The organism is Streptosporangium sandarakinum (assembly GCF_050942225.1).
Classification (GTDB): Bacteria; Actinomycetota; Actinomycetes; order Streptosporangiales; family Streptosporangiaceae; genus Streptosporangium; species Streptosporangium nondiastaticum.
Genome location: NZ_CP192034.1, coordinates 6,804,112 through 6,825,486 on the forward strand (window position 1 = coordinate 6,804,112; position 21,375 = coordinate 6,825,486).

Here is a 21,375-nt window from a genome sequence, read left to right on the forward strand (position 1 = left end):
CCGCGGAACCGTACGGCACGCCGCCGGGCCGTGCCGCCGGGCCGCACCCGGGCGCGGCTCACTCCACGCCGACGAGCAGCGGGTAGCCGCCCTGACCGCCCTCGTACACGACGACCTCCACGTCGGGCCTCTCCTCGGCCAGGTGGTCGCGTACGGCGCCGGCCAGGCCGGGCGGCGCGCCGACGCCCTCCAGCATGGTCACCAGCTCGCTGGCGGGGGTCATCATGCGGCGGACGATCTCGATCGCGACGCCGGTGACGTCGGCGCCGACCACCGCCGCGTCGCCGTCGACCACGCCCAGGACGTCTCCCGGCGCGACCAGTCCGGCGCTCGTCATGACCTCCCGGTCGGCCACCCAGACGTGCCCGTGGCGGGTGTGCGCGGCGGCCTCGGTCATGGCGACCACGTCGTCGTCGAAGCGGCGCAGCGGGTCGTGGACCGCCAACGCGGCCAGCCCCTGCACCGAGGCCCTGGTGGGCAGCACGGCCACGGTCAGGCCCTCCTCCCGGGCGATCTCGGCGGCGGCCGCCGCCACCTCGCGCGTGCCGTCGTCGTTGGGCAGCACCGCGACCTCCGAGCCCGCCTCGCGGATCGCGGCGAGGACCGCCGCCAGCGGCGGGCTGGACCCGGGCTCCCTGCGCACCACCACCGCTCCGGCCTGCCCGAACACCGCGCCCAGCGCGGGGCCCGCGGCCACCGCCACCACGCCCCGGCGGCGGGCGGGCGGATGGGTGTGCCCGGGTCCGCCGAGGTAGGTCACCCTGATCCGGTGGGGCCTGCCCGCCGCCATGCCCGCCTCGATCGCCGCCCCCGCGTCGTCCACGTGGACGTGGACGTTCCACAGGTCGTCGCCGCCCACGACCACCAGGGAGTCGCCGAGCGCGTCGAGCTCCCGGCGCAGCCGCCCGACCGCGTCCGCGCCGGCGTCCAGCAGGTACATGACCTCGTAGCAGGGCCCGCCCTGCGGCTCGGCGGCAGGTCCGGGCACGGCCCCGCGGGCCGGCGCGGGGACGTCGGGCCGGCCGGGGTAGGAGCCGGTGACCACCGCGGCGAGGCTCTCCAGGATGAGGGCCAGCCCTGCCCCGCCCGCGTCCACGACCCCGCTCCTGGCCAGCACGTCGAGCTGGCCCGGCGTACGGCGCAGCGCAGCGCGCGCCTCCTCGGCGGCCTTCCCGGCCACCGCCGCCAGGTCCGCCGACAGCCCCCGCACGGCCCCGGCGGCGGCGGTGAGCACGCTGAGCACCGTGCCCTCCACCGGCCTGGCCACCGCCTCGCGGGCCAGTTCGGCGGCCCTGACCAGCCCGCGTCCGAGGTCGGTCCCCCGGCCCTCGGCGGTCCGCAGCACCTCGGCGAGGCCGCGCAGCGCCTGGCTGACGATGACGCCGGAGTTGCCGCGGGCCCCGAGCAGCGCGCCCCGGGCGAACACCTGCCAGGTGGTCGCGGTGTCGGCGTCGGCGGGCAGCCCGTCGAGCGCCTCGGCCGCCGAGAGCATGGTCAGGTGCAGGTTGGTGCCGGTGTCGCCGTCGGGGACGGGGAAGACGTTGAGCGCGTCGATCTCCCGCCGGGCCCGGCCCAGGGTCTCCGCGGCCAGCCGGGACCAGCGCCGCACCGCCGGCGCGTCGAGAACCTGCAGCATGCCCGCCCTCCTGCCCGTCGCCGCGGGATCGCTCCGCCGCGCGTCCCACCGGACCACGGAAGCGACCCGCCGGGGATGCGCTACGGTTGTCCTGGAGATTATCTCCGTTCGACCAGGCGTGACGGCTCCTGTTGGCACGCACGGCCGGACATCGGATATCCTCGTGTGGCCAGCCGGTCGTCCCGGCGTGCCCGATGACCGCCCGCTAGCGAGGCGGATCGAGCCTCTCTACCGATCTAAGGAGCGAATCGTGGCTTCCGTCTGCGACGTCTGCGCTAAGAAGCCGACCTTCGGCAACAACATCTCCCACTCGCACCGCCGCACCCGCCGCCGCTGGAACCCCAACATCCAGACCGTGCGCGCGGTGGTGAACGGTACGCCGAAGCGGATGAACGTGTGCACCTCCTGCATCAAGGCCGGCAAGGTCGCCCGCTAGTCAGACCTCCCGCGCAGCCCGCCGTACCCGCTGAGGGAACGGCGGGCTGCCGCCTTTTCCGGGGCCGCTCCCGCATGGTCCGCCCGGCCCGCCGCCGCGGCGCGCCCGAGGGCCGGGCGGAGCCGGGACCCGGGCCGTCAGCGCCAGAGCCAGCCGTGGTCGACGGGGCCGATGCCCGCGCCCAGCGGGAACCCCCGGGCGATCGCGCCCGTGACGTACTCCTTGGCCCTGCCCACCGCCCCCGGAACGTCCTCGCCGAGGGCGAGGTAGGAGGCGATGGCCGAGGCCAGCGTGCAGCCGGTGCCGTGGGTGTGCCGGTTGTCGTGCCGTTCGGCGGTGAAGCGGAACTCCCGGACGCCGTCGGTCAGCAGGTCGACCGGCGCGCCCGGCAGGTGGCCGCCCTTGACCAGCACCCAGGCGGGCCCCATCGTGAGGACCGCGTCGGCGGCCCGGCGCATGTCGCCCTCCTCCTCCACCTTCACCCCGGTGAGCTGGGCCACCTCCCAGAGGTTGGGGGTGACGACGGTGGCCGTCGGCAGCAGCCGGGTCCGCACCGTGTCCACGGCCTCGGGCGCCAGCAGCGCGTCGCCGTGCTTGGAGACCCCCACCGGGTCCACCACCACCGGCGCGTCCACCCCGGCGAGCACCTCCGCGACCGTCTCGACGAGCACGGGTGAGGCGAGCATCCCCGTCTTGACGGCCTGGACCCCGATGTCGCCCAGCACCGAGTCGAGCTGCGCGCGCACCGCCTCGGGGGGAAGCTCCCAGTACCCCTGCACGCCCAGCGAGTTCTGCGCCGTCACGGCGGAGATGACGCTCATGCCGTGCACGCCGAGGGCGAGCATGGTCTTCAGGTCGGCCTGGATGCCCGCGCCGCCGCCGGAGTCGGAACCGGCGACGGTCAGTACGCGGGGAGGGATCGAATCGGTCATACCGCCATCCAACCAGGTGCGGTCCCGCTCAGCCGACCGTGCACTTCCCCTGCGGGCTTCGGCAGGTCCTCGGGGTCTCGGCCCGGCCCTGCGCGGTCACGGTGAGGACCAGCCTCTCCCCCGCGTCCATGTCCTCGGCCGACTCGATCACCAGGGTGTCGCCGTCCTGCCGCCAGCCGGCGCCCTCGACCGAGGTGACCTCGCCGCCGACCGGCAGGCTCAGGTCCAGCCCGGGGAGGCGCTCGTCCGCGGCGACCACGAGCCGGGCGGTGTACGCCTGCTGCCTCTGCCGTACGACGCCGAACCCGACCCGCAGGGCCGCGCCCGGGACGGAGGCGGCGGCCGGCTCCGCCGTGGACGACTGCGTGTCGGGGGTCTGCTCGACCGGCGGCGGGGTGGTGGCCTGCGGGGTCTCCGCCGTGTCGTGCCGGGGGCCGGTGGTGGGGCCGACGACGTACGACTGGTCACCGGGGCCGGGGGTGGCGTCCTCGCCGGACCTGTCGACCGGCCGCGAGTGCTGGGAGCGGCGCGGGACACGGGTGTCCTCCGGACGCGGCGTCGCGGTGGGCGTGCGGCCGGAGCGGCGCTGCTGCGTCCGGGGCGTCACGGGAGCCGGGGTCGCGCTCTCCCCGGCGGCCGGGGACTCCCCGGCGGGCGGCTCGGTCTCGTCGCCGGGCGGGCTCTCCTCCTCCGGGGGAGCGAGGCGGAGCCGTCCGGCTCGTCGAAGGCCGTCGCGTGGCAGCCGCGCGGCGGGCACGCCGCGTCCGGGGCCGTCTCCGAGCCGCTCAGCAGGCGGACGCCCCCGAAGGTCCCGCCCAGCACCACGGTCACCGCGGCGACGGCGAGCACGGTCTTCTTCCCCCGTCCGGCCCGCCGGCGGTCCTCCGGCCAGGCCGGCTCCGGCATCTCGGACGTGGCCGTCCAGCCCGAGCCCAGGAAGCCCGCGCGGGTGACGGTCTCGGCCTCGCCGGTCCCGGCCGTGAGGGTCACGGTCTCCGCCGACTCCTCGGGCCGGAGACGCCGGCCGACCGGCGTGTCGGGACTGCGGGTCTCCTCGGGGAGCTCCGGGTCACGTTCCCGCTGTACACGGCGGGCGTTTTCCCTATGTCCACCATGGCGGCCCATGTCGCCCCTTCCACCAGGAATTCCGACAGCACATCTTCATACCAGTTCAGTAACCCTTGGGGGCAAATTTCACTGGGGTCACATCGGTGGCACGCGTCACTCGCGGAAGTGGTCCCAGCCGCCGTGCTCCACCGAGCGTCCCTCGACCCGCACTCCCCCGCCCTCGATGATCCGGCCGACCATGGTCCACTCCGAGGGCAACGCTACGCCGTCCGGGAAGGTCGCGGCGAGCGCGTGGTCGTCTCCGCCGGAAAGGACCCATTCCAGCGGGTCGGCGCCGAGCAGGTCCGCGGCCTCGCGCAGCGCGCCGGGCACGGGAAGGCGTCCGGGGTCGAGCACGACGCCGACGCCACTGGCCCGCGCCACGTGGCCGAGGTCCTGCAGCAGGCCGTCGCTGACGTCGAGCATCGCCGTGGCGCCGAGCCCGGCCGCCTCCGGACCGCGGGCGTACGGCGGGAGAGGACGGCGGTGCGCCTCGACGAGCCCGGCCTGCTCCGCGGGGACGGTGAGGCCCGCGCGGAGCAGCGCGAGGCCGGCGGCGGCGTGCCCGAGCCGCCCCGTCACCGCGACCACGTCTCCGGGGCGCGCCCCCGAGCGGGTGACCGGCGCGCGCCCGCCCAGGTCGCCCAGGGCGGTGACCCCGATCACCACCGCGTCGCAGCGGGTGACGTCGCCGCCGACCACGCTGGCGCCGACCAGGTCGCACTCGTCGCGCAGGCCGTCGGTGAGGTCGTCCAGCCAGCCGGTGGACGCGTCGGAGGGCAGACCGAGGCCGACCACGATGCCGGTGGGGCGGGCGCCCATCGCCGCGACGTCGGAGAGGTTCTGCGCGGCGGCCTTGCGGCCGATGTCGTAGCCGCTGGACCAATCGCGGCGGAAGTGCCTACCCTCGATCAGGAGGTCCGTCGTCACGACGACCCGCCCGTCGGGGGCCCGCAACAGCGCCGCGTCGTCGCCGGGACCGAGTAATACCGCCCCTCCCTGTGGCAGGCGTCCGGAAATACGTGAGACAATCCCGAATTCGCCGAGATCTCCGACTGTGATGGCGCACCTCCTGTTCATCACAGGGTACGGTGGCCCTTCGGCACTGATCCAATCGCCCCGGAGGACGTTATGGTGCAGGCCTACATCCTTATCCAGACCGAGGTCGGCAAGGCCGCGAGCGTGGCCGGGCAGATCGCGGGAATCCCCGGTGTCACGCAGGCGGAGGACGTCACCGGGCCCTACGATGTGATCGTCCGCGCCGAGGCGCGGAACGTCGACGAGCTGGGCAAGCTCGTCGTGGCCAGGATCCAGGGAGTCGAGGGGATCACGCGCACGCTCACGTGCCCCATCGTCCACATCTGAGCGTCGCGGAAAGCCGAGCGTCACGGAAAGCCCTAACATCACCGAAGGTCCGAGCGTCGTGGGAGACCCGAACACCACGGGGAGTCCGAGAGTCACGGAAGGTCCGAGCGCCGCGGGGAGGCGCCGGACGCCGTCCCGGCCCGCCCGCTGGGCCGCCTGTGCCTGCGCCCTGCTGGCCCTGGCCGGGTGCGGCGGCCCGGTCCGGGTGGAGCCGCCCGCTCCGCAGGGGCAGGCCGCCGCCGGATGCCGGGCGCTCGGCGGGCGGCTTCCGGCCGAGCTCGACGGCGCGGAGCGGACGGAGTCGGAGCCCGCGTCGCCGTACGTCGCGGTCTGGGGCGGCGGCGAGATCGCGCTGCGCTGCGGGGTGCCCAGGCCGCCGTCCATGTCGGCCACCGCCGAGGTGCCGGAGATCGACGGGGTGGCGTGGTTCTCCGACCCGGCCCGGCCCCTGCTGTTCACCGCGATCGGCCGGGAGGCGTACGTCGAGGTGACGGTCTCCCGCAAGCACGTGTCGGAGAGCGTCCTCATCGACCTCGCGGCCCCGATCAAGGCGGCGCTGCCCCAGACGGGGTGACCCGTACCGGGACGGCGCGGGGAGGGATTCCCGCCCACGTCGGGACGCCTCCGCGGGCTGCTTAAGCCCAACCACAACGGGCATCCAGGACGAATGTGGAGAAAAGCAGTATTTGAAGGGTTGATAGCGGGGGCGGCCGGCGCGCTCGCCATGACGCTGACGGAGAAGGTGGAGCAGCGCCTGACCGGGCGGCCCGACTCCCACGTGCCGGCCCGGGTGCTGGAGCGGCTGACCGGGCTGCCCGAGATGCCGGCCGGGCAGCCCGTACCGCTCGACCTGGCGATGCATCTCGGACAGGGATGCCTGTTCGGCGTGCTGCGCGGCATGATGGCGACCGCCGGGCTGCGCGGCCCGTGGTCCTCGGCGATGTTCTGGGTGGTGCGGCTCACCAACGACCAGACGCTGGAGAACGCGACCGGCGTGGGCGCCCCGCCGTGGACCTGGCCCCGGCGCGAGCTCGTGGTGGACCTGCTGCACAAGGGCGTCTACGCCTTCACCACGGGGGTCGTCGCCGACCGGCTCGCCGAACGGCACGGCCTCGGCCCCGGGCAGGTGCACGCCAACATTGCGCCGGGCCGTGCCGCGGACGTGGGCCCGCCGCCCCGGGGACGCCGTACCCTCGCGCGGAGGTGACGGGACCGGTGCGGACGCCGTCACCCGCGCGGCACGGCCCGTAGTACGGCGCCGCCGGCCCGCACGGCGTGAGGTGAGCCGGGCACGGGCCGGGGAGCGACGCCGGGCGAGCCGGGTCAGCGCAGGCCGGTGGCGCGGTGCAGGGCGAGCTGGATCAGCCGGTCGACCAGCTCGGGGTAGGGAAGCCCGCTGGCCGCCCACAGCCGCGGCGCGACCGACGTCGCGGTGAAGCCGGGCATCGTGTTGATCTCGTTGACGATCAGCCGGCCGTCCGGGGTGTAGAAGAAGTCGACCCTGGCCAGGCCCTCGCAGTCCAGTGCCTCGAAGGCGCGCACGGCCATCGCCCGAAGGCTCTCGGCGACGTCGTCGGGGATGTCGGCGGGCACCGCCACGGAGGTGGCGTCGCTGATGTACTTCGCCTCGAAGTCGTAGAAGTCCTGGCCGCCGGCGACCACGACCTCGCCCGCCAGGCTGGCCCGCGGCGCCTCGTCCCCGGGGGACTCCAGCACCGCGCACTCGATCTCGCGCCCGTCGATCGCCGCCTCCACCAGCACCTTGGGGTCGTGCTCGCGGGCGAACTCGACGGCCCGCTCCAGCTCGCCCAGGTCGGCGGCCTTGGAGATGCCCTGGCTGGAGCCGGCGCGGGCGGGCTTGACGAAGACCGGCCAGCCGAGCTCCTCGACCTCCTTCAGGATCCGCTGGCGGTCGGTCCGCCAGTCGCGGTCGCGGATCACGACGTATGGGCCGACGGGCAGCCCGGCGGCGGCCAGCACCAGCTTCATGTAGCCCTTGTCCATGCCGACCGCGCTGGCCAGCACCCCGGAGCCGACGTAGCGGACCCCGGCCATCTCCAGCAGCCCCTGGAGGGTGCCGTCCTCGGCGAAGGGCCCGTGCATCACCGGGAAGACGACGTCCACCCGGCCGAGCTCCTCCGGGACCCGGCTCGGCTCGTAGGCGACCAGCGTGCCGCTGCCGGAGGGCAGCGCCAGAGCCGTGCCCTCCGCGTCGACGGACGGCAGCTCCCGGCCCTCGATCGCGTACCGCTGCCGGTCGGAGACGAGCACCCAGCGCCCGTCCTGGGCGATCCCCACGGGGATCACCTCGTACTTGGACCGGTCGATGACGTCGAGCACGCTCCCGGCTCCGAGGAGGGAGACGGAGTGCTCGGAGTTACGGCCGCCGAAGACGACCGCGACCCGGGGCCGGGTTTCGTGCTGCTCGCTCATGATGACCGAATGTACCGTCTCCAGCGGGTCGTCCCGGTTATCTGACGCGCTGACAGGCAGGCCGCAGGCCACCCGGGCCCGGCGGGCGGCCGTACGGGCACGGGACGCGCGCACCCGGGGCGGGCGCGGAACGCGCGGACGCCCGGCCTCAGACGCCGTACCGCTCCGGCTTGGGGGTCCGGGACATCAGCAGGACCGCCGCCTCGTCCGGCGGCATGCCGTCGTGGACGATCGCCACGACCACCTCGGTGATCGGCATCTCCACGTCGTGTTTCCTGGCCAGCGCCAGGACCGACTCGCACGACTTGACGCCCTCGGCGGTCTGCTTCGTCGCGGCGATGACCTCGGCCATCTTCATGCCCCGGCCGAGGTTCTCACCGAAGGTGCGGTTGCGGGAGAGCGGGGAGGTGCAGGTGGCCACCAGGTCGCCCATTCCGGCGAGTCCGGCGAAGGTGTGCGGGTCCGCGCCGAGCGCCGCGCCCAGGCGGGAGATCTCCGCCAGCCCGCGCGTCATCAGCATCGCGCCGACGTTGGCGCCGAGGCCCATGCCGGCCGCGACGCCGACCCCGAGGGCGATGACGTTCTTCACCGCCCCGCCGAGCTCGACGCCCACCACGTCGGGGTTGGTGTAGGGGCGGAACCACGGCAGGTGGCACGCCTCCTGGAGGCGCTCCATGGCGCGCTCGTCGGTGCAGGCCACGACGGTCGCCGCGGGCTGGCCCCGGACGATCTCACCGACCAGGTTGGGGCCGGACACCACCGCGACCCGCTCCTCGGGCACCCCGGCGACCTCGCGGATCACCTCGCTCATCCGCTTGGTGGTGCCGAGCTCGACGCCCTTCATCAGGCTCACCAGCACCGCCTCCGGCGGCAGGTGCGGCGTCCAGCGGCTGAGGTTCTCGCGCAGCGTCTGGGAGGGCACCGCGAGGACCACGAAGTCGGCGCCGTCGAGGGCCTCGGCCGGGTCGGTCGTGGCGCGCAGCGACTCCGGAAGCGTCACCCCCGGGAGGTAGTCGGGGTTCTCGTGGCGGCGATCGATCGCCTCGACGATCTCGGGCCTGCGGCCCCAGAGCGTCGTCCGGGTGCCCGCCCTCGCCATGATCATCGCGAAGGTGGTTCCCCATGAGCCCGTACCGAATACAGCCGCCTTGGTCATTTCATCACCGTACGTCGAAGTCAGTGGTGCACAGGTTTCTTGAACGGCGTCTTGGGCGGCTCCTCCTCGCGCAGTTCGGCGAGGAGTGCCGTGATAGCCGCCATGATGTCGGCGGTCACCTCTCGAAGGACGTCGGCGTGCGGTGGCCGCCCCTCGTACTTCGACAGGTCCACCGGCGGCCCGGTCAACGTGCGGAACGTCTTGCGCGGCAGCAGCCTGGGCTTCTTGGAACCGTAGGGAAGGATCTCCTGGGCACCCCAGTGTGCCACCGGGATGACCGGCACGCCGGTGGCCAGGGCCAGCCGGGCCGCGCCCGTCTTGCCCTCCATCGGCCACAGGTCCGGGTCGCGGGTGCAGGTGCCCTCGGGGTAGAACAGCACGCACGCCCCCTCGGCGAGCCTGCGCTCGGCCTCGGCGAGCGAGAGGGCGGCCTCGGCGCTGCCCCGGTGCACCGGGACGGCCATCAGCGACCGCACCGCGTGCCCGAGCAGCGGAACCGAGAAGAGGCCCGACTTGGCCAGGATCGTCGGCCAGCGGCCGTTGTTGACGAGGAAGTGCGAGATCAGGACGGGGTCCACCCACGACAGGTGGTTGGCGACCAGGATGATCCCGCCGGTCCTGGGCAACCGGTCGGCCCGGCGCCAGTCCTTCCTGACCAGGAGCCATGAGATGGGCTTGACGATCGTGACCGCCACGGCGACCCAGAACCGGGAAGGCCATCCAGGGCGTCTCATGAGCTCCTCCATATAGGTGCGGTGCAGCCCCAAGTGTCCCGGTTGGCCGTGGGAGGTGTCGAGGCGGGATGCTAAGGCTATGCCTCCTGCGGAGAATCCCGGCTGGACCCTGGTCGTGCCGGTCAAGACGCTCGTCGCGGCCAAGACCCGGCTGTCGGAGGCGGCCGGTCCGCACCGGGCGGCGCTGGCCGTGGCGATCGCCTGCGACACGGTCGAGGCCGCCCTGCGCTGCGCGGCCGTGGCCCGGGTGGTGGTGGTGACGGGTGACCCGGTGGCGGCCCCGGCGCTGGCGGAGGTGGGCGCCCACGTCACCGGCGATCCGGAGGCCGGGCTGAACGCGGCGCTGCGGCACGGCGGCCTGGAGGCGGTACGGCTGGCGCCCGGCGGTCCCGTCGGCGCGCTCCAGGCGGACCTGCCGGCGCTCCGCCCGGCGGAGCTGGCGCTCGTGCTGGCCGCCGCCGGGGAGTTCGACCAGTCCTTCCTCCCCGACGCCGCCGAGGTCGGCACGACCTTCTACGGCGTACGGCCCGGCGTGCCGTTCACCCCGGGGTTCGGCGGCCCGTCACGGGACCGGCACCTGCGGCGCGGCGCGAAGGAGCTGTGCCTGCACGGGGTCGACTCGGTCCGCCGGGACGTGGACACCCCCGACGACCTGCGGACGGCCCTGTCCCTGGGCGTCGGCCCCCGTACGGCGGAGGTCGCCGGGAGGCTGGCGGGGACGGGGAGGCCGGAGGACGCCGGGAGACCCGGAGGGGAGTCCCCGCCGGGGGACCCCCCTCGCTGAGATCCCGTCCGGGCCGGGCTCAGTGCCCGACCGGCTCCGCCTCCTCGCGGGCCCGCTTCGGCAGCAGGAAGGAGGTGACGAGGGTCGCCACGAGCATGGCCGCGACCACCCACAGCACGGTCCGCATCGCGGAGCCCATGTCGGTGCCCGAGGTCAGCAGGTCGAAGAAGACCGTGCCGAGCAGCGCGACGCCGAAGGAGCCGCCGAGCTGCTGGACGGCCGTCAGCGTGCCGGAGGCCGAACCGGTCTCGTGCTGCTCGACCCCGGCCAGCACGATGTCGAAGAACGGCGCCATCAGCAGGCCCATGCCGAACCCGGTGACCACCAGGGCGGGGACGAACTGCCAGGCGGTGACGGTCTCGCCCGCCAGCGCGATGGTGAGCAGCACGCCCAGCGTGCCGAGCGCCATGATCACGACTCCGCCCTGCAACGTCCGCCGCCCGAACCGCTGCACCGCCTGGGCGACGCCGAAGCCCGCGATCATGCCCAGCGACCACGGGATCATGACCAGGCCGGCCTTGAGCGTCGAGTAGCCGAGCCCGATCTGGGTGTAGAGGTTGAACACCAGCGTGAAGCCCGTCATGGACGAGAAGAAGACCATGCCGGTCAGCAGGCCGCCGGTGAAGGCCCGCTTGCGGAAGAGGCTGGGCACGACCAGCGGGTCGCCGCCGGCGCGGCTCCTGCGGGACTCGAACCAGCCGAAGGCGGCGAAGACGGCGAGCGAGACGGCCATCATGACGAAGGCCCAGGCGGGCCAGCCGCTCTCCCGGCCCTGGACCAGCGGGTAGACCAGCAGCAGGCTCGCGACGGAGACCAGCAGCACGCCGGGCACGTCGAGCCGGAGCGGGTGCGGCGAGCGCGACTCGGGCAGGAAACGCAGGCCGGCGAGCACGGCGGCCAGGCCGAGCGGCAGGTTGATCAGGAAGATCATGCGCCAGCCCGTCCCGAAGAAGTCGGCCTCGATCAGCCATCCCGCCAGGGTGGGGCCGCCCACCGAGGACAGGCCCATGATGGGCCCGAAGAGACCGAACGCGGTGGCCATCTCCTTCGGCGGGAACATCTCCTTGATCATGCCGAGCCCCTGCGGGAGCATGACCGCGCCGAACAGGCCCTGCACGACCCGCGCGGCGATGAGCAGCTCAGGGGACTGGGCGACGGCGCACAGCAGCGAGCCGACGGTGAACCCGGCCGCGCCGATCAGGAACATACGCCTGCGGCCGAAGATGTCGCCCAGCCGTCCCCCGGTGATCAGGCCGACGGCCATGGAGAGCGTGTAGGCGGCGCCGAGCCACTGGATCGTGGCGGCGGTGCCGCCGATCTCGGCGCGGATGGTGGGCGCGGCGATGTTGGTGACCATCGCGTCCAGAAGGTCCATCACCTCGGCGGCGAGGATCACGAACAGGGCGGCCCAGCGCCAGCGGTAGGCGGGCGCCTCCGCCTCGGGTGGAGCGGGGGTGGTCAGTTCCGCGGCCATGGGGGACTCCTCGGGGATCTGCGGGAATGGCGTCCATCATCGGTGAACAGCGTTCAGTTTATCTGATCGATGTTCTCTTGCTGAACATCGTTCAGAAGACGATACACTGTTCTTAAGATATGTCGCATCATGTCGAAGGACAAGATATGACTCGAAAGAGAGCGCCGTTCGTTACGGTGATCAGTGTTCACCCCGGCATACACTGAGGTCATGAGCGACGAGCTGCCCACCCTGCCCTGGGAACGCCCGCGCGGCCGGACGCGCCCGCCCCGGATCCCCCTCACCAGGGACCGGATCGTCGAGGCCGCGTACGTCGTCCTGGACCGGGAGGGCTACGACCGGCTGAGCATGCGCATGGTCGCGGCCGAGCTCGGCGTCGCGGTCTCGGCCCTCTACGCCCACGTGAGCAGCAAGGACGAGCTGCTGGAGCTGATGTACTCCCGCTTCTTCGCCGACATGGACCTGCCCGATCCCGACCCGGAGCGCTGGCGGGAGCAGCTCAGGGACTACGCCCGCGCCGCGCTGGCCAAGCTCCGCTCGCACCGCGATCTGGCCAGGATCTCGATGGGCTCCGTCCCGTTCAAGCCGGAGATGCTCCCCCACATGGACGCGATCCTCGGGGTGTTCCGCGCCGCCGGCCTGCCCGACCGCGTCGCCGGGGCCGCCGGCGACGTGCTCTCCACCTTCGTGGACGGCTTCGCCCTGGAGGAGAGCATGTGGCAGGACAGGTACCGCGCCACCGACGAGCCGACGTGGCAGGGGATGCGCGAGGCGCTGGAGCGCTACTTCGCCGAACTGCCGCCTGAGCGCTTCCCGCACCTGACGGCGCTGTCGCACTCCATGCTCGGCCGGTCCAACGACGAGCGCTTCGACCTCGGCGTCGAGATCATCATCCGGGGCCTGGCGTCGTTCGCCGCCGAGGCCGCGGCGACCGGCGAGACGGGGGGCGACAGGACGGGGACCGGCGAGGCGGACGCCACGGAGCGGCCGGCGGGGTGACCCCGCGTACGACCGGCGCGGACCGACGTCCGCACGGACAGGCGGAGCCGTCCCGCGTACGGCCCGGCGGGCGCCGAGTCCGTACGGCCCGGTGCGGGCGGTCGCGGGCTACGCTGGTCGGGTGCAGGCGACGGTGCGGATCTTCGACGCGGCGACCCGGTCGGGGTCGGTGTTCCTCGACGACGGGACCGAGCTCCGGTTCGGCGCGGAGGCGTTCGACGCGGGGCCGCTGCGGCTGCTCCGGCCCGGCCAGCGGGTGAACATCCTCCTCGACGAGGGCCGGGTCACCTACGTCACGCTCTCCACCTTCCCGCTGCCCGGCCGGGCCTGACGGGCGTGGCGATCCGTCCGCCGCCCGTCCGAACCCGGACGCGGCCCGCCGGACGGCCGAGCGCCCCGGCCGGCCCCCGGGCCAGGACAGCCGGACGCCCGGACCCCTCAGGGGCCCGGGCGTCCGGACGAAGGCCCTACTTTTTCTTCGCGGCCTTCTTTCCCTCCGTGTTGACGAGCTCCTTGAAGTCGGAGCCGGGACGGAACTTCGGCCCCCAGCTCTCGGCGACCTTGATCTCGGCGCCCGTGGAAGGGTTGCGGGCCGTGCGGGCGGGCTTGTTGACCATCTCGAACGCGCCGAACCCCGTGATGGAGACCTTGTCCCCACGGGCGACGGTCTTCTGGATGGTGTCGATCACCGCGTTCACGGCCTCGGTCGCCGTCTTCTTGTCACCGACCCGATCAGCGACCGCGTCGACGAGTTCCTTCTTGTTCATAGGTTTGCTCCCCCTGCTTACCGATGTCTGGGAGTGGGCCATGAGGCAGATCGCCCCGTCATCACCCGATTTGTCACGGCATGAGGTCTCAACAGAGCGAGAAACCCCTTGCCCGCTTGAAATTAGGGGACGGAGCCGTATGACTCAATCACCTTCCGCAATGTTTCCAGGACTCGGCGTGCCTGAAACCAGAACATCTAGGTCTAGAAGGAATAAATCCAGGCGTCGGGCGGCATGACCCACGTTGCGCTTGGCCATGTCGTTGATCGAAATCAGCCGCCGGGCCAGGCGCTCCCGCCGGTCGGCGGGCAGGCTGAGCCCGCGGACGCGGCGGTGCGCCTCGCGCAGCCGCCGCGCCAGCTCCTCTTCGGGGTCCGTCAGACGGTCGTCGGCAACCATGGCTGCCGACCATTCTCGTACTCGGTCACCTCGTCGGCGTGGCGGAGGGTCAGCCCGATGTCGTCCAGCCCCTCCATCAGCCGCCAGCGGGTGTAGTCGTCGATCTCGAAGGCGGCGGTCTCGCCGGCCCAGCGCACCTGGCGTTCCGCCAGGTCGACGGTGACCTCCAAGGAGGGGTCGGCCTCCGTCGCCGCCTGGATCGCCTCGACCGTGGCGGCCGGCAGGACGACCGGGAGCAGCCCCATCTTGGTGGAGTTGTTGCGGAAGATGTCGCCGAAGCGGGCGGCGATCACGACGCGGAAGCCGTACTGCTGCAGGGCCCACACGGCGTGCTCGCGCGAGGAGCCGGTGCCGAAGTCGGGGCCGGCCACCAGGATCGACGCGCCCTGACGGGCGGGGTCGTTCAGGACGAAGCCGGGGTCCTCGCGCCAGGCCGAGAACAGTCCCCTGTCGAACCCGGTACGGCTGACCTGCTTGAGCCAGACGGCCGGGATGATCTGGTCGGTGTCGACGTTGCTGCGGCGCAGCGGCACGGCCCGGCCGGTGTGGGTGGTGAAGGCTTCCATGGTGATCAGACCTCCTGGTCCAGGTCGGTGGGGGCGGTCAGCCTGCCGGTGACGGCGGTCGCCGCGGCGACCTGGGGCGAGACGAGGTGGGTGCGGCCGCCCCGGCCCTGGCGTCCCTCGAAGTTGCGGTTGGAGGTGGAGGCGCTGCGCTCACCGGGGGCCAGGGTGTCGGGGTTCATGCCCAGGCACATCGAGCACCCGGCCTCCCGCCACTCGGCTCCGGCGGCCCTGAACACCTCGTGCAGCCCCTCCTGCTCGGCCTGGAGCTTGACCAGCATCGAGCCGGGGACGACCAGCGTGCGGGTGACCACCCTGCGGCCGCGCAGCACCTCGGCCGCGGCCCGCAGGTCCTCCAGGCGGCCGTTGGTGCACGAGCCCATGAAGACCGTGTCCACCTCGATCTCGCGGAGCGGGGTGCCCGCGGTCAGGCCCATGTACTCCAGGGCGCGCCGGGCGGCGGCGGGATCGGAGGTGGCCTCCGGGTCCGGCACCGACTCCCCGAGCGGGGCCCCCTGGCCCGGGTTGGTGCCCCAGGTGACGAACGGGGTCAGCGTCGAGGCGTCGATCTCCACGACCGTGTCGAAGACGGCGTCCTCGTCGGTCGTCAGGGAGCGCCAGTGCTCGACGGCGGCGTCCCAGGCGGCGCCGGTGGGCGCGTGGGGGCGGCCCTTGAGATAGGCGAACGTGGTCTCGTCCGGGGCGATCAGGCCCGCACGGGCGCCGGCCTCGATGGACATGTTGCAGACCGTCATCCGGCCCTCCATCGACAGCCCGCGGATCGCCTCGCCGCGGTACTCGATGATGTGCCCCTGGCCGCCGCCGGTGCCGATCTTGGCGATGATGGCCAGGATGAGGTCCTTGGCGGTCACGCCGGGCGGCAGCTCGCCGGACACCTCGACGGCCATCGTCCTCGGCCGGTAGGCCGGCAGGGTCTGGGTGGCCAGGACGTGCTCCACCTCCGAGGTGCCGATGCCGAAGGCGATGGCCCCGAAGGCGCCGTGGGTCGAGGTGTGAGAATCGCCACAGACGATGGTCATGCCCGGCTGGGTCAGCCCGAACTGCGGGCCGATGATGTGCACGACGCCCTGGCCGGCGTCGCCCATCGGGTGCAGCCGGATGCCGAACTCGGCGCAGTTCTTGCGCAGCGTCTCGACCTGCGTGCGCGAGACGGGGTCCTCGATCGGGCCGAGGACGGTCGGGACGTTGTGGTCCTCGGTCGCGATGGTCAACTCGGGCCGCCGGACCGGACGGCCCGCCATGCGCAGACCGTCGAAGGCCTGCGGGCTGGTCACCTCGTGGATGAGGTGAAGGTCGATGTAGAGCAGATCGGGCTCCCCTTCGGCACGTCGTACGACGTGCTGCTCCCAGACCTTCTCCGCCAGCGTGCGGCCCATGTCGCCTCCTTGCGATCAGCCATTCCGCACCCGACTTGCTTTCTCATATGTCGAGACGGCAGTATCGGTGTATGGACAACTCTAGCGGAGTCGGCGTACTGGACAAGGCCGTGCTCGTGCTCAACGCCCTCGAAGCCGGTCCCGCCTCCCTCGCCCAGCTCGTCCAGGCCACCGGCCTGGCGCGTCCCACGGCCCACCGGCTCGCCGTCGCACTCGAGCACCACCGCATCGTCTCCCGTGACACGCAGGGCCGCTTCGTGCTCGGCCCGCGCCTCTCCGAGCTGTCCACGGCCGCGGGCGAGGACCGGCTCCTGGCCGTGGCCTCGCCGATCCTCGCCCAGCTGCGCGATCTGACCGGTGAGAGCGCCCAGCTCTACCGCCGCCAGGGCGACGAGCGCGTGTGCGTGGCCGCCGCCGAGCGCTCCAGCGGGCTGCGCGACACCGTGCCGGTCGGCTCGGCGCTGCCGATGATCGCCGGATCCGCCGCGCAGATCCTCCTGGCGTGGGAGGAGCCCGACCGGCTGCACCGGGGGCTGCGCGGCGCGAAGTTCACCGCGGCGACGCTGGCGAGCGTGCGGCGCAGGGGCTGGTCCCACAGCGTCGGTGAGCGCGAGCAGGGCGTGGCCAGCGTGTCGGCGCCGATCCGCGGCACGGCCGGAAAGGTGATCGCCGCCATCTCGGTCTCCGGGCCGATCGAGCGCCTCACCCGCACTCCGGGCCGCCTGCACGCGGCGCCGGTGGTGAGCGCCGCCGAGCGGATCACCGAGGCGATGCGACGGGCCAACTGAGGGACCGGCGGAGGGGTCGGCTGAGGGAGGCCGCCGGGGTGGGCGGGCCGGGGACGCGGCACGCCGCCGCCCCGGGCCGGCCCGCGGTACGGCGGGCCGGCCGGAGCCGCCGATCGAAGGGGCGACGGGCCGGATGACGGGTGCGATATGAGGAGGCGAGCACCCTTGCGGACCCCTAGTCTGGGTGCGTGACAGATCGCATCGAGGCGGCCGCGGCGGAACTGCGTCCCCTGCTCCAGGACTTCATCCTCTGGGTGCGCGAGAACGCGCCCGGCACCGATTCCAACCTGGTCGGTCCCGTCGCCCTGTGGCACCGGCTGACCGCCTCCGACGACGTCAGCCGATGGAAGCGTGCCGATCTGCGCAAGGTGCTCCTCGAACGGATGCCCCAGGTCGTGGAGGACCCCGACGCCGCGGCGGACGGCATGGTGCCCGCGCTGCGGGCCTACCTGACGTTCCTGTCGGAGACCGGCCGGCTGGCCAAGGGCTCCTCCTCGCTCCGCGACCTGCTGTCCGAGCTCGACCGGCTGGAGGACGACTTCGTCGACGCGATGGAGGACCTCGTCGCCGAGCAGGACGACGAGGACTACGACGAGGAGGACGAGGAGGAGATCGAGGGGCTGGGCGACTTCGAGCCGTTCGCCGACGAGCTCGCCGAGCTGCCGACGATCCGCCTGCGGCCCGACGCGGAGCTGGCCGAGGCCGTACGGAAGGCGCCGCTGATCGGCAAGGCGCGCGACCTCGCGCTCTGGGTCGGCTCCGAGCGGCGGGTGGGCGAGACGAGCCTGCTCACCGACGCCGAGATCGCCGAGGCCATGGCCGCCCTGGGCCTGCCCCTCCCCCAGGATGACGGCCGCCCGCTGTCGGACCGCGTGCCCGCGCTCTGGAACATCTGGAACCTCGCCATCGACCTGGACTTCCTCCAGCCGGAGGGCGAGGACACCGTCGGCGCCGACCCCGACGCCGCCGACTGGCCGTTCGAGGACGACGACGACGCCCTGGACGTCTGGATGGCCGGCCTGCACTCGGTCGACTACGGCGACCCCGAGCTGGACGACGAGGACGCCACGATCGCCCTTTCCGGGCTGACCCGGGCGCTGCTGGTCCGGGTGCTCCTGGCGAGCGGTTCCAGGCCGCTCCCCGAGCTGCGCGCCGAGCTGACCGAGGCCGCCGCCGAGTACGACGAGCGCGGCGCCGAGGCGTGGGCCGCGGCCACCGCCAAGTACGGCGACCCGCTCAACCCCGTCCTCGACTGGCTCGCCGGGTACGGCATGACCGAGGTCGAGCACGACCAGGTACGGCTGACCCCGCTCGGCATGGAGGGTGTGGTCCACCTGGCCGACGACGCCGACATCGAGCTGGACGCCCGGCCCGCCATCGACGCGATGACCGCCTTCGACCTGCTGTCCTTCAGCGCGGAGCTGCCCGAGGAGGAGGCGGACGCCGAGTTCGCCGCCTGGATGGAGCTGCGCGAGCCCGCCAAGGCCGCCGGTGAGCTGCTGGAGGCAGCGGCCGAGGACGACGCCGACGCCCTGATCCGGGTGCAGGCGGCCAGCATGGTCGGCTCGCTCGGCGAGGTGGCGGTGCCCGCCTGGAAGGACGCCCTGGGCGAGCCGTCCCTGCACCCCTACGCGGCCACCCACCTGGCCCAGCTCGGCGTGGACGACGCGCCCCCGCCCACCCAGGCCGACACCCACTGGCTGATCCTCGACATGCTGACCATCTCCGCCGGTCTCGGCCGGCCGGAGTTCGTCAGCAGCCTCGACGACATCGGCACGGCGTCGAGCCTGGTCGGTCTCCTGGACGTCATCTGGAAGGTGCCGCACCCGCACCTGGAGGAGCTGCTGGAGGCGATCGAGCAGGCCCACCCGGACAAGCAGGTCGGCAAGGCCGCCAAGCGGGCCCTGTTCAAGGCCCGCTCGGCGCACAACTGAGCGTCTGAGCGCCATGACCGGCCGCCGGGAGTCCCGGCGGCCGGTCGGCCGTGTCGTACGGCGATGCGGCGGGTGGTGCGGAGGGCGGCGTGACAGGCGGCGCGGAGGGCGGTGCGCCCCTCAGCCCGCGGCCGGCGACCCCGGTGGATCCGGCAGGGCCTGGACCAGCGCCTCGGCCCAGTGCCGGTAGCCGGTCGCCGACGGGTGGAAACCGTCGGAGGCGAAGAACCCGGCCGTCTCGATGGGCACCTCCGCGGTGGCGTGGACGACCCCCTCGGCACCGCGCGCCACGTCGCGCATGACGTGGTCCAGTGCCCGCGCCCGCAGGCCCAGTACGGCGCGCAGCGGCTGGGGCAGCGCGGGGAACCTCCCGACCGGCGGCATGCCGGCCACCACGATCGGCACCCCGGGCAGTCTCCGGCGCACCGCCGCCACCAGCTCCCGCAGCTCGCCCCGGAACCTGCGCGGCCGGTTGAGCTCCAGCAGCTCGTTCACCCCCAGGGCGACCACCACGACGTCGGCGGGTTCCAGCAGCGGGACCAGCTCGGCGGTGGTGGTGCGGGTGTTGACGCCGCTCCTGGCGGCCACCTGCCAGCGCACCGGGCGGCCGGTGCGCGCGGCCGTCCCCCGGGCCAGGAAGCCGGCCAGGCCCTCGTCGTGGGTGGCGACGCCCACGCCCGCCGCGGTGGACTCCCCCAGCACGGCCAGCCGGAACACCGGCCCCGCCGCCCCACCGGACGGGGCGTCCGCGGCTCCCTCGGCCCCCGGCGACTCGGAGACCCCCGCGGGCGGTACCACGCCCGCCCCGCCGGCCACGCCGGTGCGCGGCCCCGCGGCCTCGGGGAGCCGGGGTATCCCGCGCCGGATCCGCATCCCCTGCACGGCGAGCATCGGCGCCAGCGCGACGGTGGCCGGCGAGGCCAGCCATCCGACGCTCACGCGTCCTCCCCCTGCCAGTCGGGCAGCGGCCGGTAGATCGCGATGCCCCTGCTCTCCAGCTCCTCACGGAGCCGGAAGTACTCCTCTCCGAACGGGTCGACGCCGGCCAGCGGCATCAGGCCACGGCGGACGGCGAGGTCGTGAGGGGCCAGGGCGGCGGCCTCGTCGAGGTGGCGCCGGGCGGCCTCCGCGCGCCCGCGGCGCAGCAGCCACGCCGCCAGGCGCCCGTGCAGCCGGGCCAGGCGCTCCTCGTCGGTGGGGGGACGCAGCCTCCGGGTCGTCGCCCCGGCGTCGCCGTCCACCACCCAGCGGCGCAGGGCCGCGACGGCGCGCTCGGACGACAGCCCGTTCATCGACCGGAAGGTGTCGGTGGCGGTCATGGTGTCCTGCGGCCGGGCGATCCGGCCCTCCTCGTCGACCCAGACCACGGTCGGCACGTTGATCACGTTGTACAGCTCGGCGATCCGGCCGTCGGCGTCGACCACCGCCGGGTGCGCGACGTCGGCGAGCCATTCGGCGGCGTCGGCGGGATCGCGGTCGAGGGAGACGCTGAGCAGGCTGAAGCCGTACCCGCCCAGCTCGCGGTGGAGGGCGTCCCAGGCGGGCAGGTCGTAGCGGCAGCCGCACCAGGAGGCCCAGAAGACCAGCGCGACCTTGGTGCCGCGCAGCGCGGTCAGCTCCGGGAAGTCCGGCGCCCGGTCCGGGGCGGTCTCGGCGGCCTCGCCGATCGCGACCACGCCCTCCTCCTCGTCGGCGACCGCCCGGCGGCCGAGCAGCTCGGCGAACCTCACCAGGTCCACGCCGTCGCCGGTCTCGGCGGACGCGGCGCGGAAGGCGGGGATGCACGCCTCGCCCCTGCACCAGCCGTGCGGCTTGCGCTCCCAGCCGAGGATCGTCGTCCCGTGCGGCACGACGAGCCCGTCGGCCTTCTCCTCCCGGCCGTCCACCAGCAAGGTGATCATCTTCATCTCCAATTGGATAGTGGCACTCTCCAATTATTGGGGGGCCTCGGCCTCCGGGCAAGGACGCGATCGCGAGAGAGGGGGCCGGAACGCAGAAAACCCCCGGAAGCCATTGCTTCCGGGGGTTTCACCGATGTAGCCCCGACCGGATTCGAACCGGCGCTACCGCCTTGAGAGGGCGGCGTCCTAGGCCACTAGACGACGGAGCCTTGCAGGTTTGACAGTGTGGTAGTCCCGACCGGATTCGAACCGGCGTTACCGCCTTGAGAGGGCGGCGTCCTAGGCCACTAGACGACGGGACCGAGACACTGTCGTCGGATTCGGGGGGAACCAAATCCGCGGCGCCTTCGAGAGGAAGACGCAGCTGGGGTACCAGGACTCGAACCTAGAATAACTGAACCAGAATCAGTCGTGTTGCCAATTACACCATACCCCACCGCGGTTGAGCTCCTTGCGGTGCTCGCTTGCGACTCCGAAAGAATAGCCCAGGTTGGGCGCGGAGACCAAAACGATTGGCCCGTGCCTGATCGGGCGCCCGATCGTGTGACACCGGCATGGCCTCCACCGGTC

General features: G+C 73.3%; 24 protein-coding genes and 3 tRNA genes. 9 read left to right on the forward strand and 18 right to left on the reverse strand.

Going from position 1 to position 21,375, the window contains the following annotated elements:
- Positions 1 to 58 precede the first annotated feature (58 nt).
- Entirely contained in the window at positions 59 to 1,636 is a 1,578-nt protein-coding gene (locus tag ACQP10_RS31230) for a DAK2 domain-containing protein (protein WP_346019259.1), read from the reverse strand.
- A 250-nt stretch (positions 1,637 to 1,886) separates the two neighbouring features.
- On the opposite strand from ACQP10_RS31230, the gene rpmB reads away from it, so the two are divergent.
- Positions 1,887 to 2,072, forward strand: a complete 186-nt coding sequence (rpmB, locus tag ACQP10_RS31235) for a 50S ribosomal protein L28 (RefSeq protein ID WP_179824804.1) — start codon at positions 1,887 to 1,889, stop codon at positions 2,070 to 2,072.
- 137 nt (positions 2,073 to 2,209) lie between these two features.
- Here rpmB and thiD read toward each other — a convergent pair whose 3' ends face one another.
- The 4 genes from thiD to ACQP10_RS31255 all read right to left on the reverse strand — a co-directional run bounded on the left by thiD (position 2,210) and on the right by ACQP10_RS31255 (position 5,191).
- On the reverse strand, positions 2,210 to 3,004 hold the full coding sequence (thiD, locus tag ACQP10_RS31240) for a bifunctional hydroxymethylpyrimidine kinase/phosphomethylpyrimidine kinase (RefSeq protein ID WP_179824806.1): 795 nt from the start codon (positions 3,002 to 3,004) through the stop codon (positions 2,210 to 2,212).
- A 28-nt stretch (positions 3,005 to 3,032) separates the two neighbouring features.
- Complete coding sequence (locus ACQP10_RS31245; RefSeq protein ID WP_433540217.1) at positions 3,033 to 3,611, reverse strand: hypothetical protein; 579 nt, start codon at positions 3,609 to 3,611, stop codon at positions 3,033 to 3,035.
- Positions 3,608 to 3,994 carry a hypothetical protein gene (locus tag ACQP10_RS31250; protein WP_433540218.1) on the reverse strand — a complete coding sequence of 129 codons (387 nt, stop codon included), beginning with the start codon at positions 3,992 to 3,994 and terminating at the stop codon, positions 3,608 to 3,610. Before ACQP10_RS31250 ends, ACQP10_RS31245 begins: the two co-directional genes overlap by 4 nt.
- 231 nt (positions 3,995 to 4,225) lie before the next feature.
- Positions 4,226 to 5,191, reverse strand: coding sequence for a thiamine-phosphate kinase (locus ACQP10_RS31255; protein ID WP_346019257.1), 966 nt, complete (start codon positions 5,189 to 5,191; stop codon positions 4,226 to 4,228).
- A 51-nt stretch (positions 5,192 to 5,242) separates the two neighbouring features.
- Here ACQP10_RS31255 and ACQP10_RS31260 point away from each other — a divergent pair, with 51 nt between their 5' ends.
- From ACQP10_RS31260 to ACQP10_RS31270, 3 genes are all read left to right on the forward strand, one after another.
- The gene (locus ACQP10_RS31260) at positions 5,243 to 5,476 is read left to right on the forward strand and encodes an Lrp/AsnC family transcriptional regulator (protein ID WP_179824812.1); all 234 of its coding nucleotides are present in this window, start codon (positions 5,243 to 5,245) and stop codon (positions 5,474 to 5,476) included.
- A gap of 58 nt (positions 5,477 to 5,534) precedes the next feature.
- Positions 5,535 to 6,050 carry a DUF3515 domain-containing protein gene (locus ACQP10_RS31265; protein ID WP_346019256.1) on the forward strand — a complete coding sequence of 172 codons (516 nt, stop codon included), beginning with the start codon at positions 5,535 to 5,537 and terminating at the stop codon, positions 6,048 to 6,050.
- A gap of 120 nt (positions 6,051 to 6,170) precedes the next feature.
- Positions 6,171 to 6,683: a hypothetical protein gene (locus tag ACQP10_RS31270; RefSeq protein ID WP_386148499.1), complete on the forward strand. Its 513-nt coding sequence runs from the start codon at positions 6,171 to 6,173 to the stop codon at positions 6,681 to 6,683.
- 116 nt (positions 6,684 to 6,799) lie between these two features.
- Here ACQP10_RS31270 and ACQP10_RS31275 read toward each other — a convergent pair whose 3' ends face one another.
- The 3 genes from ACQP10_RS31275 to ACQP10_RS31285 form a co-directional block, all read right to left on the reverse strand.
- Positions 6,800 to 7,909, reverse strand: a complete 1,110-nt coding sequence (locus ACQP10_RS31275) for a D-alanine--D-alanine ligase family protein (protein WP_346019254.1) — start codon at positions 7,907 to 7,909, stop codon at positions 6,800 to 6,802.
- A gap of 148 nt (positions 7,910 to 8,057) precedes the next feature.
- Positions 8,058 to 9,065: an NAD(P)H-dependent glycerol-3-phosphate dehydrogenase gene (locus tag ACQP10_RS31280; RefSeq protein WP_346019253.1), complete on the reverse strand. Its 1,008-nt coding sequence runs from the start codon at positions 9,063 to 9,065 to the stop codon at positions 8,058 to 8,060.
- Positions 9,066 to 9,085: 20 nt separating this feature from the next.
- Positions 9,086 to 9,799, reverse strand: a complete 714-nt coding sequence (locus ACQP10_RS31285; RefSeq protein ID WP_179824820.1) for a lysophospholipid acyltransferase family protein — start codon at positions 9,797 to 9,799, stop codon at positions 9,086 to 9,088.
- Between the two features lie 79 nt (positions 9,800 to 9,878).
- Between ACQP10_RS31285 and cofC the strand changes: the two genes are divergently transcribed.
- Positions 9,879 to 10,583, forward strand: a complete 705-nt coding sequence (gene cofC / locus ACQP10_RS31290; protein ID WP_346019252.1) for a 2-phospho-L-lactate guanylyltransferase — start codon at positions 9,879 to 9,881, stop codon at positions 10,581 to 10,583.
- Positions 10,584 to 10,602: 19 nt separating this feature from the next.
- On the opposite strand, the gene ACQP10_RS31295 is transcribed toward cofC, so the two are convergent.
- Positions 10,603 to 12,057, reverse strand: a complete 1,455-nt coding sequence (locus tag ACQP10_RS31295) for an MFS transporter (protein WP_433540219.1) — start codon at positions 12,055 to 12,057, stop codon at positions 10,603 to 10,605.
- A 210-nt stretch (positions 12,058 to 12,267) separates the two neighbouring features.
- On the opposite strand from ACQP10_RS31295, the gene ACQP10_RS31300 reads away from it, so the two are divergent.
- A complete protein-coding gene (locus ACQP10_RS31300; RefSeq protein ID WP_346019250.1) occupies positions 12,268 to 13,056 on the forward strand; it encodes a TetR/AcrR family transcriptional regulator in 789 nt (262 codons plus the stop codon).
- 121 nt (positions 13,057 to 13,177) lie between these two features.
- Positions 13,178 to 13,387, forward strand: a complete 210-nt coding sequence (locus ACQP10_RS31305) for a hypothetical protein (protein ID WP_179824828.1) — start codon at positions 13,178 to 13,180, stop codon at positions 13,385 to 13,387.
- A 136-nt stretch (positions 13,388 to 13,523) separates the two neighbouring features.
- Here ACQP10_RS31305 and ACQP10_RS31310 read toward each other — a convergent pair whose 3' ends face one another.
- The 4 genes from ACQP10_RS31310 to leuC form a co-directional block, all read right to left on the reverse strand.
- Positions 13,524 to 13,823 (reverse strand): HU family DNA-binding protein, encoded by a 300-nt coding sequence (locus tag ACQP10_RS31310; protein WP_179824830.1) that lies wholly within the window; start codon positions 13,821 to 13,823, stop codon positions 13,524 to 13,526.
- Between the two features lie 144 nt (positions 13,824 to 13,967).
- The gene (locus ACQP10_RS31315; protein ID WP_179824832.1) at positions 13,968 to 14,222 is read right to left on the reverse strand and encodes a hypothetical protein; all 255 of its coding nucleotides are present in this window, start codon (positions 14,220 to 14,222) and stop codon (positions 13,968 to 13,970) included.
- The gene (gene leuD / locus ACQP10_RS31320) at positions 14,201 to 14,788 is read right to left on the reverse strand and encodes a 3-isopropylmalate dehydratase small subunit (protein ID WP_346019249.1); all 588 of its coding nucleotides are present in this window, start codon (positions 14,786 to 14,788) and stop codon (positions 14,201 to 14,203) included. The genes ACQP10_RS31315 and leuD overlap by 22 nt, the downstream gene beginning before the upstream one ends.
- 5 nt (positions 14,789 to 14,793) lie before the next feature.
- Positions 14,794 to 16,182 carry a 3-isopropylmalate dehydratase large subunit gene (leuC, locus tag ACQP10_RS31325; RefSeq protein ID WP_433540220.1) on the reverse strand — a complete coding sequence of 463 codons (1,389 nt, stop codon included), beginning with the start codon at positions 16,180 to 16,182 and terminating at the stop codon, positions 14,794 to 14,796.
- Positions 16,183 to 16,253: 71 nt separating this feature from the next.
- Here leuC and ACQP10_RS31330 point away from each other — a divergent pair, with 71 nt between their 5' ends.
- Positions 16,254 to 16,970 (forward strand): IclR family transcriptional regulator, encoded by a 717-nt coding sequence (locus tag ACQP10_RS31330; protein WP_179824839.1) that lies wholly within the window; start codon positions 16,254 to 16,256, stop codon positions 16,968 to 16,970.
- Positions 16,971 to 17,158: 188 nt separating this feature from the next.
- On the forward strand, positions 17,159 to 18,904 hold the full coding sequence (locus ACQP10_RS31335) for a hypothetical protein (RefSeq protein ID WP_346019247.1): 1,746 nt from the start codon (positions 17,159 to 17,161) through the stop codon (positions 18,902 to 18,904).
- Between the two features lie 120 nt (positions 18,905 to 19,024).
- Here the strand turns inward: ACQP10_RS31335 and ACQP10_RS31340 are convergent, their stop codons facing one another.
- The 5 genes from ACQP10_RS31340 to ACQP10_RS31360 form a co-directional block, all read right to left on the reverse strand.
- Positions 19,025 to 19,843, reverse strand: coding sequence for an SGNH/GDSL hydrolase family protein (locus ACQP10_RS31340; protein WP_390001396.1), 819 nt, complete (start codon positions 19,841 to 19,843; stop codon positions 19,025 to 19,027).
- Positions 19,840 to 20,811, reverse strand: coding sequence for a TlpA disulfide reductase family protein (locus ACQP10_RS31345; protein ID WP_346019245.1), 972 nt, complete (start codon positions 20,809 to 20,811; stop codon positions 19,840 to 19,842). The genes ACQP10_RS31340 and ACQP10_RS31345 overlap by 4 nt, the downstream gene beginning before the upstream one ends.
- Positions 20,812 to 20,941: 130 nt before the next feature.
- Positions 20,942 to 21,014, reverse strand: a tRNA-Glu gene (locus ACQP10_RS31350).
- 17 nt (positions 21,015 to 21,031) lie between these two features.
- Positions 21,032 to 21,107: transfer RNA gene (locus ACQP10_RS31355), tRNA-Glu, on the reverse strand.
- A 62-nt stretch (positions 21,108 to 21,169) separates the two neighbouring features.
- Positions 21,170 to 21,241 (reverse strand) — tRNA-Gln (locus ACQP10_RS31360).
- Positions 21,242 to 21,375: the final 134 nt, after the last annotated feature.

Coding starts and splice junctions, on each gene's coding strand:
- ACQP10_RS31230 (WP_346019259.1), bottom strand. CDS start 1,636: ATGCTGCAGGTTCTCGACGCGCCGGCGGTGCGGCGCTGGTCCCGGCTG.
- thiD (WP_179824806.1), bottom strand. CDS start 3,004: ATGACCGATTCGATCCCTCCCCGCGTACTGACCGTCGCCGGTTCCGAC.
- ACQP10_RS31255 (WP_346019257.1), bottom strand. CDS start 5,191: ATGAACAGGAGGTGCGCCATCACAGTCGGAGATCTCGGCGAATTCGGG.
- ACQP10_RS31260 (WP_179824812.1), top strand. CDS start 5,243: ATGGTGCAGGCCTACATCCTTATCCAGACCGAGGTCGGCAAGGCCGCG.
- ACQP10_RS31275 (WP_346019254.1), bottom strand. CDS start 7,909: ATGAGCGAGCAGCACGAAACCCGGCCCCGGGTCGCGGTCGTCTTCGGC.
- ACQP10_RS31280 (WP_346019253.1), bottom strand. CDS start 9,065: ATGACCAAGGCGGCTGTATTCGGTACGGGCTCATGGGGAACCACCTTC.
- ACQP10_RS31285 (WP_179824820.1), bottom strand. CDS start 9,799: ATGAGACGCCCTGGATGGCCTTCCCGGTTCTGGGTCGCCGTGGCGGTC.
- cofC (WP_346019252.1), top strand. CDS start 9,879: ATGCCTCCTGCGGAGAATCCCGGCTGGACCCTGGTCGTGCCGGTCAAG.
- ACQP10_RS31295 (WP_433540219.1), bottom strand. CDS start 12,057: ATGGCCGCGGAACTGACCACCCCCGCTCCACCCGAGGCGGAGGCGCCC.
- ACQP10_RS31300 (WP_346019250.1), top strand. CDS start 12,268: ATGAGCGACGAGCTGCCCACCCTGCCCTGGGAACGCCCGCGCGGCCGG.
- ACQP10_RS31310 (WP_179824830.1), bottom strand. CDS start 13,823: ATGAACAAGAAGGAACTCGTCGACGCGGTCGCTGATCGGGTCGGTGAC.
- ACQP10_RS31315 (WP_179824832.1), bottom strand. CDS start 14,222: ATGGTTGCCGACGACCGTCTGACGGACCCCGAAGAGGAGCTGGCGCGG.
- leuD (WP_346019249.1), bottom strand. CDS start 14,788: ATGGAAGCCTTCACCACCCACACCGGCCGGGCCGTGCCGCTGCGCCGC.
- leuC (WP_433540220.1), bottom strand. CDS start 16,182: ATGGGCCGCACGCTGGCGGAGAAGGTCTGGGAGCAGCACGTCGTACGA.
- ACQP10_RS31330 (WP_179824839.1), top strand. CDS start 16,254: ATGGACAACTCTAGCGGAGTCGGCGTACTGGACAAGGCCGTGCTCGTG.
- ACQP10_RS31345 (WP_346019245.1), bottom strand. CDS start 20,811: ATGAAGATGATCACCTTGCTGGTGGACGGCCGGGAGGAGAAGGCCGAC.